A 13,491-nucleotide genomic window follows, 5' to 3' on the forward strand; every position below is an offset into this window, starting at 1 on the left:
ATGAAAAAAAATATGCAAGAGAAAGTTACTCGTTGGTCAATTCGTCGTTTAAGTGTTGGTGTAGCATCCGTCATCGTTGCTAGTGGATTCTTTATAATGAGTTCACCGGCAAATTCAGTACTAGCTAAAGAAGAAACTGGCACACAAGTTGTTCAATCAACACCAGATAAGCCTGTTAAGCAGGAAGAAAAAGCAACTGTAACACCAGATGCTAAAACTAAAACGGATGTACTAAAGGGAGAAAAAAAAACAAATAATAGGGAGAAAAATAATCCTGAAAATATTAACAAATTAATTAAAAATGCCGCAGTTGATACAGCCTTAGCTAACCCAAAAGATTCAACTACTTCACCAAAACCAACTGAAGGCTCTACAAATAAAGCTGAAACAGAAGATAGAGCTGCAACACCTGCAGAAACTACCCCTGAACAAGTAAAAGCAGCTGTTAAAGATAACGTTAAAGAAAATATTGATGTTCCTGCTGCTTATCTTGAAAAAGCTAAAGGAGATGGCCCTTTCACTGCCGGTGTAAACCAAGTAATTCCTTATGAATTCTTCGCTGGTGACGGTATGTTAACTCGTCTATTACTAAAAGCTTCTGATAATGCTCCTTGGTCTGACAATGGTACTGCTAAAAATCCTGCTTTACCTCCTCTTGAAGGATTAACAAAAGGTAAATACTTCTACGAAGTAGATTTAAATGGCAATACTGTTGGTAAACAAGGGCAAGATTTAATCGATCAACTAAAAGCTAATGGCACTCAAACATACAATGCTACTGTTAAAGTTTATAGTGACAAAGACGGTAAAAATCTAATCACTTCTAAAAATGTTGGCATTAACATTAATGGTGTAGTGGATAAAGAAAAGGTTCAAAAAGCTGTTCAAGATAACGTAAAAGACAGTATTGATGTTCCTGCTGCTTACCTTGAAAAAGCTGAAGGCAAAGGTCCTTTCACTGCTGGTGTAAACCAAGTAATTCCTTATGAATTCTTCGCTGGTGACGGTATGTTAACTCGTCTATTACTAAAAGCTTCTGATAAAGCTCCTTGGTCTGATAATGGTAAAGCTGAAAATCCTGCTTTATCTCCATTAGGTGAAAATGTAAATACTAAAGGTCAATACTTCTATGAAGTAGACTTAACTGGTAATACTGAAGGTAAACAAGGGCAAGATTTAATCAATCAACTTCGTGCTAATGGTACTCAAACTTATAAAGCTACTGTTAAAGTTTATGGCAATAAAAACGGTAAACCTGACTTAAATAATCTAGTCGCTACTAAAGATGTAAACATCAACATTAATGGATTAGTGTCTAAAGAAACTGTTCAACAAGCAGTTGAAAATAACGTTAAACCTTTCATTGATGTTCCTGCTAGCTATCTTGAAAAAGCTAAAGGTGATGGTTCTTTCACTGCCGGCGTAAACCAAGTAATTCCTTATGAATTCTTCGCTGGTGATGGTATGTTAACTCGCCTATTACTAAAAGCTTCTGATAAAGCTCCTTGGTCTGACAATGGCACATCTAAAAACCCTGCTTTATCTCCATTAGGTGAAAATGTAAATACTAAAGGTCAATACTTCTATGAAGTAGACTTAAATGGCAATACTGTTGGTAAACAAGGTCAAGCTTTAATCGATCAACTAAAAGCTAATGGCGATTATACTTATGATGCAACTGTAAAAGTATACGGTAATAAAGATGGTAAACCTGACTTAACAAATCTTATTGCAACTCGTGACGTGAAAATTCATTTAAATAAAGTTTCTGTACCAGTAACACCTTCAACTTCTACAAATACAACTCAAGATATGAAGGTAAACGAAACTAAAGTGAAAGAAGATATGATGAAGAAAGATAACATGTCTACTCTTCCAAAAACTGGAGAAACAGCTACAAACACTGCAGCATTAGGAGCATTCTCAGCAGCATTCGCCTTCATCTTAGGAACTTTAGGATTAAAAGCGAAAAAAGAAAGAAACTAAGTTTAATTCAAATAAAAATAGTGTTATACTGAGCGAAAGTATAGCACTATTTTTATAAAAGGAGTCTCTAATGGAAAGAACAATATTACTCGTCGATGATGAATTTGAAATTACAGATATCCAAAAACGTTACTTATCTCAAGCCGGTTATAATGTTTTAGTTGCCCATGATGGTATCGAAGGACTAGAATTATTTAAAAATAAATCCATCGATTTAATTATTACCGATATTATGATGCCTAAAATGGATGGCTATGATTTTATTAGCGAGGTACAATACTTATCACCAGATCAGCCTTTCCTCTTTATGACTGCTAAAACAAGTGAACAAGATAAAATTTTCGGACTTAGTATGGGTGCGGATGATTTTATCATTAAACCTTTCAGCCCTAGAGAACTTGTTCTTAGAGTGAATAATATCTTCAAGAGAATTTATAGAGGGGGAGAATCTACTCAAGTACAGCTTGGAAATCTCAATATGAATCACGAAACATATGAAGCTTTCATCGGAGACCACCTACTAAATTTAACGGTAAAAGCATTTGAACTTCTCTGGATTTTATGTAAAAATCCTGAACGTGTTTTTTCAAAGACTGAACTATATGAAAAAGTTTGGCAGGAAGAGTTTATCGATGATACGAATACCCTTAATGTTCATATCCATGCTGTAAGACAAGAATTAACGAAACACTCCAGTATTCATACCCCAACGATTAAAACTGTTTGGGGATTAGGATATAAAATTGAAAAACCACGAGGTACATTATGAAATTAAAAAGTTATATTATCATTGGTTATTTGGTATCTACTCTTTTAACTATTCTTGCAGTTTTTTGGGCTATTCAACGAATGCTAATTGACAAAAGAGAAGTATATTTTTTAGTTGGAATCACACTCATTGCTAGCTTTATTGGGGCTATGATTAGCTTATTCCTTCTATCACCTATCTTTTCTTCGCTTCAAGCTCTTAAATTAAAGGTAAAAAAAATTGCCAATAAAGACTTCGGAGATCCTGTAACTAGTAAAGGTCCTATTGAATTTCAAGAATTAGGGGAAGCTTTTAATGATATGTCTGCTAACTTGCAACAATCATTCTCCTCACTTGCAGAAAGTGAAAAAGAAAAACGATTAATGATTGCGCAACTTTCCCATGATATCAAAACACCGATTACTTCCATTCAAGCAACGGTCGAAGGGATTTTAGATGGCGTCATTACTCCAGAAGAACACACACACTATTTAACAACCATTAATCGTCAAACAGAACGTCTCAATAAATTAGTAGAAGAATTAGATATCTTAACTTTAAATACACAAGAAAAAGCTCCTGATTCACCATCAGAAGTCATCTTTTTAGACCAATTATTCATTCATGCAATGAATGAATTTCATCTATTAATTGATCAAGAAAATAGAGATATCAATATTCAAGTGACTCCAGAATCTGCTAAATTTACAAGTCAATATGATAAGTTATTACGTATTCTTGTTAATTTATTAAATAATGCTTTTAAATATTCCGAACCTGGAACACCGGTTGATGTAAAAGGTCACTTAACGGATCAGACCTTAACAATTAGTGTAACAGATAAAGGAACAGGAATTGATGAAAAAGAATTTGAGCATATCTTTAAAAAATTATATAGAGTAGAAGGCTCCAGAAATATGAAAACAGGTGGACATGGACTTGGCTTAGCGATTGCACAAGAATTGTCTCATCAATTAGGCGGAGAAATTACCGTTCAAAGTCAAAAAAATGTAGGAAGTACCTTTACTCTTTCACTTCCTATTCATAATGAAAACTCGATTAATTAATACACTAAAAAAAATTCTAAAATTTATAGGGTTGATGGAGAAAATCCACCAACCCTATTTTAGTATATACAAAAAATTTCCCCAACAGAATTTGTTGATGAGCCTCAAAAAAAGACTCTTTAACACAGATTGCACCAAAAGACATAGAAGTCCTCTGGCAAACGCTCCATTATTAAAAAGTCTTTTCTTCATCTATTCATTATTTTTTAGTAATTTTTGTAACTCCACCCATATATGGAACTAATGCTTCAGGGATTGTTACACTTCCGTCTGCTTCTTGGTAGTTTTCTAAGATGGCTGCTACTGTACGACCAACTGCTAAACCAGATCCATTTAATGTGTGTAATAATTCAATTTTTCCAGTTTCAGCTTGACGGTAACGAATTTTCGCACGACGAGCTTGGAAGTCTACACAGTTTGAGCATGAACTAATTTCACGGTAAGTATCTTGTGCTGGAATCCATACTTCAACGTCATATGTTTTAGAAGCTGAGAATCCCATATCTCCTGTACATAATACAATTGTACGGAATGGTAAGCCTAATCCACGTAATACATCTTCGGCATTATCTGTCATTTTTTCTAATTCATCAAATGATGTTTCAGGAGTTGCGAATTTCACCATTTCTACTTTGTTGAATTGGTGTAAACGAATTAATCCACGAGTATCTCTTCCGGCACTACCTGCTTCTGAACGGAATGAAGGACTTAATGCTGTGAAATAAATTGGTAATTGTGCTTCTTCTAAAATTTCATTTGCATAATAGTTTGTTAATGGAACTTCTGCTGTTGGAATTAATGTTAAATTACGTTCGTCTGTTAATTGGAATACATCCTCTTTAAATTTAGGGAATTGTCCTGTACCATACATTGATTGTTCGTTTACTAAATATGGTGTAATCATTTCTGTGTAACCATGTTTTTCTACATGTAAATCTAGCATGTAGTTGTAAATGGCACGTTCTAGACGAGCCCCTAAACCTTTATAGTATAAGAAACGACTTCCTGATACTTTAGCCCCTCTTTCAAAGTCTAAAATATCTAATGCTTCTGCTACTTCCCAGTGTGGTTTTGGTTCAAAATCAAAGACACGTGGAGTTCCTTCACGACGAATTTCTACGTTTTCATTTTCGTCTTCCCCTACAGGCACATCTGCTGCAGCAATGTTTGGTAAGCGTGAAGCGATGTATTCTAATTTTTCTTCTACTTCTGCTAATAAAGCATCTGTTGCTTTTACATCTTCCCCAACTTGTTTCATTTCTGCGATTTTTGCACTAGCATCTTCCTTATTACGTTTTAATTGAGAAATTTCTTCCGTAACTGTATTACGGTATTGTTTTAATTGCTCCGTTTTTAAAATTAATTCACGACGTTTTTCGTCTAAATCACGTAATTCTTCTACTACTTGACGTTCTACTCCACGGTTTTGTAATCCAACCACAACTTCTTCAAAGTGATCTCTCACTCGTTTCATATCTAACATATTGATTCCTCCAATTTCTTTTGTTTTGCCTGTTGAAAATTTGTTTAAACCATTGTAAAAAAATACACACAACTCATCCCCGACAAATTGTCACTGGGACGAAGTTGTGTGTTTCACTTTTATCTTCGCGGTACCACCCGTATTCAATGTTTCCATTGCACTCATTTGCGATAACGGTTTGCTCCGGATGGCTTAATCAATGCTTTCACCATGCATCATAGTATGTGGATTCGCTTGTCATACTTTACTAGCTTTCACCAAACGCTAGCTCTCTACAAAAGACTTCAAGTTACTATTCATACAGTTTTATATGTCTGTATTTTACAATATTCTCTATAGTTGTGCAACAGGTAATCCGTAAGAATTAACGATTCAACACTAAACGTGTTTTAATACCATCTAAGTCTGTAAAACTAGCTTCCTGTTCTCCAATTTCTACATTTTTAGCAAATTTCTTCGCTCTTTCAATCGTATCTTGATACAATTGTTCATCCTCGAAAATAACTGTATAGTAAGCTAAGCCTCGCATCCCTTCAGTTCTAGCCGCTAATTGTCCACCCCACTCATTAACGGCCAAATGATGGTGGTAATTTCCAGATGCTAACCATGAAGCAGAATGAACAGAGAATTTATCTTGCACTTTTAGTACATTTTGATAAAATCCACTCGAAATATCACTCTTACGAACCGATAGATGAACATGCCCCATTCGGCTACCTTCTGGCATTTTATAAGGGCCTTCTAAAGGAGTTGCTAAACGATACAATCCTTCTGCATCCATCGCTTCTGTTGTCCCAATAATACGTCCATCTTCCTTAATATCCCATTCAGAAACAGGTCTATCTCGATAGATTTCAATTCCATTTCCTTCTGTATCTTCTAGATAGATAGCTTCGCTATAATCATGATCACTCGCTCCAATTAATGGAACAGAATGATCTACAAAATGTTTGAAAATCTGTGCTAAAGCTTCTCTAGAAGGAAGTAAAATAGCCAAATGATAAAGTCCATAACTACCCGCAACATCTAATGCTTCCTCTGTTTTAATTAATCGAACTAAAACGGTCTTGCCCACACCTAAGTCAATCATTGACTCCTCTTGATGAATCACGCTAAGTCCAAGAACTTGTTGGTAATATTGACTTTGTAAATCTAAGTTACGTACATTTAAGGCAACATATCCTAATTCAAAATCTGATTGATACATATAATCACAACTCCTCTAATTTTTTATAAATCCTTCTGTTAAGCTCCAAATACTTTGAAACGATTTTCTGTTTGAACTTCTTTTTCACTAGCAGGTGCAACAATCGCTCCAAATGGTGCTTGCGCACGTAATTTCCAGTTTGCCGGAATATCATATTTTTCTGCTAACTGTGCATCTACTAATGGATTATAATGTTGAACATTCATTCCAATATTTTTTTCTGCTAATGCTAACCATGTTGCGTATAATGAAATTCCATGAGCTTGTTCTGACCATAATGGGAAGTTTTCAGCATAACTAGGAAATTGTTCTTGAAGCCCTTTTACGACATCTTGATCTTCATAAAATAAAATCGTTCCTTTTGCTTGCGCAAATCCTGCTAAACGTTGTTTTGTAGCTTCAAATGCTTCTGCAGGTGTTACTTTTTCTAATTCTGAATAAGCAATTTCATTCCAAAATGCATCTGATTCTTTATCTAATAAAATCACCACACGAGTTGTTTGTGAATGGAATGCTGATGGAGTTTGAAGAATCGCTCCTTGAATTGTATCCACTAATTCTTGATTAGAAATCTCCACATTTTTCCCTAAAGCGTAAATGGAACGGCGTTTTGTTTGTAATTCTGTAAAGTTTGTCATATTGATTTCCCCTTTTCTCTTATTTGTTAAATAATTTTTATAGTTTAGAATTAGTCTTCTAACTCTTCACTTTATATATTTATTCTATATAGAAATAAATTATTTGTCAACAAAAATATTTCTATATAGAAATATTTTTATCCATAAAAAAGAGACGATCTATGTCGTCTCCATTTTTAATGAATAAATCTCTACGCTTCTTCTGCGTGTAAGAAACCTTTTACTTTTTGGAAGAGATTTCCAATAAACTCTTGGATTCGGTGAATAATCTTTTCAACAAATCCTCTCACTTGTCGATAACCATCTGTCACAATATTCGATGGATCAATTTCATATCCTGCGAATGCTGGTACATGTCCTTCTACCTGACCATCTACATAACCTAAATCTTCTCCAGGAATTTGAAAATATAAATCTCCAATTGTTTTTCCTGCAGTTATCGGTGCTTTAAGAGCATTATTTTCATCTAACAATTCTTTAAATGGTTCAAAACGTACTTTTACTTGACTCATAGCAGTTCCTTTTGGAACAGCCGCTACAAAATTATCTCCATAATCCACACTAATCTTCTCATCAGCCCCACCATTTACTGGATAAGGTTGAATATTTTGAACAGATTTACCTGGAATCCCGACAACTAAGCCTTCGTATTTCTTGAATAATTCATCTAACATTTTTGTAGTTACTTTAAAACGATTCAATGGTTGTTTAGATCCCATCGTAACAACAATGACTGAGAAATTATTACGTGTTGCTGTTGTTGTAATTGAGGCTCCACTTGTTTCAGAAGTTCCTGTTTTTAATCCATTTACTCCATCATAACCAAATAATAATCCTGGAATTAAATAATTAAAATTATCCATCTTAGTGACACCCTCAGTTCCTGGTCGAAACTCCTTTGTCGCGACAGAAGAAATTTTTAAAATTTCTGGGAAATCTAATACTAATCTTCTTGCTACAATCGCAACCGAGCGAGCAGACATACTATTTTCTGCTTCATCTCCAAAATCTGGATTTTTTTCTGCTTCACCATATTTATTTGGTAATCCTGTAGCATTCACAATCATCGCATCATGAATCCCCCAAGATTCAAGTTTTTCTTTCATTCGTTCAATCCATTTAGCTTCACTTCCCGCTAAATATTCTGCCATTGCAATTGTTGCAGCATTTGCAGAATAAATCGAACTTGCTTCAAATAATTCTTGAATACTGTATTTCTCATTCGGCCATAAAGGTACATTTGATAAAGAATAATTTGCACTTAATTTACTTGCTCGTTCACTAATGGGGATTTTTGTTTCCCATGTAATTTCTGAATTTTTAATTGCTTCTAATATTAAATACTGACTCACCATTTTACTCATCGAAGCAATGCCTCGAACATCATCTTGATTTTTTTCCATCAAAATTTTTCCACTTGTTTGTTCGATAGCAATATAAGATGCTACATCTTCTAAAGCTGCGATTTCTTCTGCAGTCTTAGGCTTCTCAGCTTCTTCAGCGTGAACCATCGTTTGCATCGGACTTGCTAAACAACAAGCGATTAAAGTTGTCACAACGGCTTTCATCCATTTGATTTTTTTCATAAGTTTATCTCCACAATTCTCTCTTTTGCCTATTCATCGTATCGAATTTTCACTTAAAAAACAACTCTATTTATGTTAAGGTTTTATTACTTTTTTTAATGCGTTTTACATACCTGTTCTGATTAAAATCCTGAATGATTTCGAAGAAATTCCAACTCTTTTTCAGTGGATTTTCTTCCTAAAATTTCATTACGATATGGATATCGTCCAAACTGTTCAATAATGTTTCGATGCATCTGTTCATATTTCGCACGCTTTTCCATTCCAGGTTCAGAAAATAATTGTTCAGCCTCCTCGTGAATTGCTAATGACTCTGAATGCATAAATGGCATATATAAAAAACTTCGTTCAACAATCGTTAATTCCTTAGAATACGGTAGGGCTTCTTGTGCTAATACCAACGCCATGCCATCATATAAAAAGGCTCTCGCATCATCACGATATAAATTTCTAGAAAATTGATCCAAAACAATAATTTCTGCTAATCTTCCTTGAATCGTATTTCTCCAATGACTTAATTCTCCCGCAATGGCTGCTTGATGAATTTTAAAAAAACGTCTGTATATTTCTTTGTCCAGTGCAATGGATTTTACAAACCAATCCTTTGGTTCTAATTCCTCAAACCAAAATCGTAATACTTCTTGAGCTTCCATACTCTCCTCATTTCTAGGCAAAGAAAGAAGAACTCCTTATCAAAGTTCTCCTTTATCTCTTATCCAATTTTTGCTTTTTCTTTATCAGTTAACACTTGATTCATTCGTCCATACTGGTAACCTGCTAAGTCTAATGCAACATAACTAAAACCAATCGAGCGTAATTTACTTTCAATTTCTTGACGATGGTCTAATAATGTAGATACTAAATCAAGAGATACTTCGATTCTTGCTAAATCTTGGTGAACACGTACACGCACTTGTTCAAATCCTAATTGAATTAAATAAGCTTCTGCTTCTTGTACCCAACGAACTTTTTCTGCAGTAATCTTTGTTCCATATGGGAAACGGGAAGCCATACTACAAGAAGGAACTTTATTCCAATTTTCTACGCCAAGTCTTTTGGCTAATTGACGAATTTCACTTTTATATAATCCAGCTTCTTGTAATAAACTACGAACGCCTTCTTCATTACGAGCTTTTACTCCTGGACGAAAATCATCTACATCATCCATAATCGTTCCATCGGATAACACTGTAAACCCTTCTTGTTCTACATGTTGTTTAATCGTTTGATACAATAATTTTTTACTATAGTACCAAATTTTAGGGGTATTTGCTGCAATTCGTGGATCTGATAATTCTTCCATTTCTAATCCGATAACACGAGCTCCCATTTCATTGGCCAAATCAATTGCCATATCAAATTCATAATCCGGAAATAATTCAGAATTCACTACAGCTGCTAAAACATTTTCACTTCCAAGAGTGTCTAGTGCTACTTTTAATAGGTAGCTACTATCAATTCCTCCTGAATAAGTAATAACAATCTTACCAATTTCCTTCAATAATTCTTTTAGCTTTAGTTCTTTTTCATCCATATTGATTCTCCTTAACATTGGCTCTTATTAGCCTTCTCTTCCAGTAAAATCTGCTAAGTAACTAATATCTTTTACAATAATTTTCTGATTTTTGATTTCCACAACACCTTCAGCTTTTAAATCATGAATAATACGATTCACACTATTGCGCGTAGAAATACCACAAAATCCTGCAATATCTTCATTCGTTACTGCAAAATCAATCAGTATGCCTTCTTCCGTTTGTACTCCAAACTGCTTTACTAATTTATAAATAAATGCACATACTGCACCTTTTTTCCCATTCATCGTCATATATTGTAAAGATTCGATATTTTCAGATAATTTTTGACGATAATATTCTCGAATATAGTCTTGCAATTTTCGATCTTCTTTAACATATTCCCAAAACTTAATACGCTGAATTCGATAAAAACTTGCTTCATCTGATTCTACTCGTACATTAAAGGGTGCAGAAGTATAATTCGATACTTCGTCTCTTAATAATGAAATAATATCGATAGGGGTAATATACGCTAAGTTAAATTCTCGACCATCTTTTAAGATGATACTTGTTTTAACAACCCCTTCTTTCAATACATATGTATAAGACTCCTCTAATCCGTGATACGCTAAATACATGTGCTTCTTCTTTTTAATCACAGGTGCATTATGCGCTTCAAGAAAGTTTACAAGATAATTTTCTTCCATTTTTATACTCCTTTTTTTCAAAAATTCACTTGCATTTCTCAAACATTATTATCCTCTTGATAAAAATATTTTTGTTAACATATGTTAACACCATTTGTATTCACATACAAAGAAAAAAATAATATACTATATTGTGTTAGCTATTAACAAAGGAGATGTTAAAAATGGTAGACATTAAATTACCTTATGACAAACAACTAATCACTGCTAGCATTCCTGATAAAAATTTTGCAGGATTGTTAGAATCAGAAGCAGAGAATTTTTCAAATCCTCTATCTGAACAAGAAACTGTTGAAAAATCAATGGATAATCCTATTGGTAGTAAATCATTAGAAGAATTGGCAAAAGGAAAAAAAGACATTATTTTAATTAGTTCAGACCACACTCGTCCAGTTCCTTCTCATATTATTACTCCGATTATTTTACGTCGTATTCGTAGTGTCGCTCCAGATGCTCGTATTCGTATTTTAGTAGCAACAGGTTTCCACCGTCCTTCAACTCGAGAAGAATTAATCAATAAGTACGGTCAAGAAATTGTAGATAACGAAGAAATCGTAATGCACATTTCAACAAATGATGAAGATATGGTAAAAATCGGTCAATTACCTTCAGGTGGTGACTGCATTATTAACCGTATTGCTGCTGAAGCAGACTTATTAATCGCTGAAGGATTCATTGAATCTCACTTCTTTGCTGGATTTTCAGGTGGACGTAAATCTGTATTACCAGGTATTGCTTCTTATAAAACAATTATGGCAAACCACTCTGGTGAATTTATCGACTCTGATAAATCAAGAACAGGTAACTTAAAACATAATTTAATCCATGAAGATATGGTTTATGCAGCTCGTACTGCAAACTTAGCCTTTATTGTTAACGTAGTATTAGATGGAGAAAAACATATTATCGGTTCATTTGCTGGTGATATGGAAGAAGCTCACCATGTTGGATGTGAGTTTGTACGTAAATTAGCTCATGTTAAAAAAATCCCTTGTGATATCGCTGTTTCAACAAATGGTGGATTCCCACTAGACCAAAATATTTACCAAGCTGTTAAAGGAATGACTGCTGCTGAAGCTACTAATAAAGAAGGCGGCGTTATTATTATGGTTGCAGGATGTCGTGACGGACATGGTGGTTCAGGATTCTATCATAACTTAGCTGATTATAAAGAACCAAAAGACTTTTTAGAAAAAGCGATTAACACACCACGTTTAGAAACAATCCCAGATCAATGGACTGCTCAAATTTTAGCACGTATTTTAGTACATCACCGTGTCATTTTTGTTTCTGATTTAGTAGACCCTACATTAATTACAGATATGCACATGGAAATTGCTAAAACATTTGACGAAGCATTAGCTCGTGCCTTTGAAATTGAAGGTCAAGATGCTAAAGTTACCGTTATTCGTGATGGTTTATCTGTTATCGTTGAAGATTAGGAAATTATTATGAATAAAAAAGAGATTCTTATTCGCTTTCAAGAGGGACAGCTTTCACTAGAGGAAGCTGCCTCTCTATTAGAAGGCATCGACGATATGGGTTTTGCTTCTTTAGATCTTTCTCGTAATAAAAGAAATGGATTTCCAGAAATTATTTATGGAGAAGGAAAAACAAAAGAGCAAATCGAGAAAATTATTGCTTCATTAGAAAAAGAAAATCTTCCTGTACTAGCAACTAGAGTCGATAGCGAAAAAGGACAATACTTATTAGAAAAAATTCCTTACGGATTTTATTACGAAACTGCAAGAGCTTTTGTCGTTAATCCAACTCCTATTCAATCTGAACATTACATTGCTGTAGTAACGGCAGGAACAAGTGATATGCCTGTAGCAGAAGAAGCTGCTATTACTGCTGAAACATTTGGAAATCCTGTGAAACGTATTTATGATGTTGGAGTTGCTGGTATCCATCGACTATTCAATCGTTTGGATGATATCCGTGGCGCTAGCGTCATTATTGTCATTGCCGGAATGGAAGGTGCTCTTGTGAGTGTAGTCGCAGGATTAGTAGATGTCCCTGTCATTGCAGTACCTACAAGTGTAGGATATGGAAGTAACTTACAAGGTCTAACAACTCTGATGAGTATGTTAACTTCTTGTGCTTCTGGTGTGACAGTTGTCAATATTGATAATGGATTTGGCGCTGCTTATTCTGCTAGTATGATTAATCAGATTCGAGGTGCTTCATCATGACACATTTATATTTAGAACCTTTATCTGGCATAAGTGGAGATATGCTGAATGGTCTTTTAATTGATTTAGGAGCTAGTTCAGACTATTTACAACAAGAACTTAAAAAGTTAGCTGTAGATGGCTATCATTTACATATTCATAAAATTGCTAAAAGCAGTATTTATGGAATTGATTTTGATGTTCATTTAGAACATGGCGAAAAAGATCATGGAGTCCATGGAGATTTCACGCATGAGCATGAGCATCATCATGAGCATGAGCATCATCATGAACACGATCATCATCATGAACACGATCATCACCATGAACACGATCATCACCATGAACACGATCATCACCATGAACACGATCATCACC

Annotated in this window: 13 protein-coding genes and 1 other annotated feature; of the genes, 6 read left to right on the forward strand and 7 right to left on the reverse strand. The window is 34.4% G+C overall.

Annotation, left to right across the window (positions count from 1 at the left end):
- From RWO76_RS06735 to RWO76_RS06745, 3 genes are all read left to right on the forward strand, one after another.
- A complete protein-coding gene (locus RWO76_RS06735; protein WP_314354898.1) occupies window positions 1–1,986 on the forward strand; it encodes an SSURE domain-containing protein in 1,986 nt (661 codons plus the stop codon).
- A 70-nt stretch (window positions 1,987–2,056) separates the two neighbouring features.
- The gene (locus RWO76_RS06740; protein ID WP_314354899.1) at window positions 2,057–2,755 is read left to right on the forward strand and encodes a response regulator transcription factor; all 699 of its coding nucleotides are present in this window, start codon (window positions 2,057–2,059) and stop codon (window positions 2,753–2,755) included.
- Complete coding sequence (locus RWO76_RS06745; protein ID WP_314354900.1) at window positions 2,752–3,801, forward strand: HAMP domain-containing sensor histidine kinase; 1,050 nt, start codon at window positions 2,752–2,754, stop codon at window positions 3,799–3,801. Before RWO76_RS06740 ends, RWO76_RS06745 begins: the two co-directional genes overlap by 4 nt.
- Before the next feature lie 199 nt (window positions 3,802–4,000).
- Here the strand turns inward: RWO76_RS06745 and serS are convergent, their stop codons facing one another.
- The 7 genes from serS to RWO76_RS06780 form a co-directional block, all read right to left on the reverse strand.
- A complete protein-coding gene (gene serS, locus RWO76_RS06750; RefSeq protein WP_314354901.1) occupies window positions 4,001–5,284 on the reverse strand; it encodes a serine--tRNA ligase in 1,284 nt (427 codons plus the stop codon).
- A 91-nt stretch (window positions 5,285–5,375) separates the two neighbouring features.
- Window positions 5,376–5,594 (reverse strand) — a binding site (T-box leader).
- Between the two features lie 54 nt (window positions 5,595–5,648).
- Window positions 5,649–6,491, reverse strand: a complete 843-nt coding sequence (locus RWO76_RS06755) for a VOC family protein (RefSeq protein WP_314354902.1) — start codon at window positions 6,489–6,491, stop codon at window positions 5,649–5,651.
- A 38-nt stretch (window positions 6,492–6,529) separates the two neighbouring features.
- Complete coding sequence (locus tag RWO76_RS06760) at window positions 6,530–7,129, reverse strand: nitroreductase family protein (protein ID WP_314354903.1); 600 nt, start codon at window positions 7,127–7,129, stop codon at window positions 6,530–6,532.
- 191 nt (window positions 7,130–7,320) lie between these two features.
- The gene (locus tag RWO76_RS06765) at window positions 7,321–8,715 is read right to left on the reverse strand and encodes a D-alanyl-D-alanine carboxypeptidase family protein (protein ID WP_314354904.1); all 1,395 of its coding nucleotides are present in this window, start codon (window positions 8,713–8,715) and stop codon (window positions 7,321–7,323) included.
- A 122-nt stretch (window positions 8,716–8,837) separates the two neighbouring features.
- Window positions 8,838–9,368: a DUF924 family protein gene (locus tag RWO76_RS06770; RefSeq protein WP_314354905.1), complete on the reverse strand. Its 531-nt coding sequence runs from the start codon at window positions 9,366–9,368 to the stop codon at window positions 8,838–8,840.
- A gap of 59 nt (window positions 9,369–9,427) precedes the next feature.
- Window positions 9,428–10,249 carry an ATP-dependent sacrificial sulfur transferase LarE gene (larE, locus tag RWO76_RS06775; protein WP_314354906.1) on the reverse strand — a complete coding sequence of 274 codons (822 nt, stop codon included), beginning with the start codon at window positions 10,247–10,249 and terminating at the stop codon, window positions 9,428–9,430.
- Window positions 10,250–10,276: 27 nt separating this feature from the next.
- A complete protein-coding gene (locus RWO76_RS06780) occupies window positions 10,277–10,939 on the reverse strand; it encodes a Crp/Fnr family transcriptional regulator (protein ID WP_314354907.1) in 663 nt (220 codons plus the stop codon).
- 164 nt (window positions 10,940–11,103) lie between these two features.
- On the opposite strand from RWO76_RS06780, the gene larA reads away from it, so the two are divergent.
- From larA to larC, 3 genes are all read left to right on the forward strand, one after another.
- Entirely contained in the window at window positions 11,104–12,381 is a 1,278-nt protein-coding gene (gene larA / locus RWO76_RS06785; RefSeq protein WP_314354908.1) for a nickel-dependent lactate racemase, read from the forward strand.
- Window positions 12,382–12,390: 9 nt separating this feature from the next.
- Entirely contained in the window at window positions 12,391–13,134 is a 744-nt protein-coding gene (gene larB / locus RWO76_RS06790; protein ID WP_314354909.1) for a nickel pincer cofactor biosynthesis protein LarB, read from the forward strand.
- The coding region (larC, locus tag RWO76_RS06795) for a nickel insertion protein (protein WP_314354910.1) at window positions 13,131–13,491 on the forward strand (361 nt) is incomplete at its 3' end. The genes larB and larC, both read left to right, overlap by 4 nt.

Source organism: uncultured Granulicatella sp., from assembly GCF_963521425.1.
GTDB lineage: Bacteria > Bacillota > Bacilli > Lactobacillales > Aerococcaceae > Granulicatella.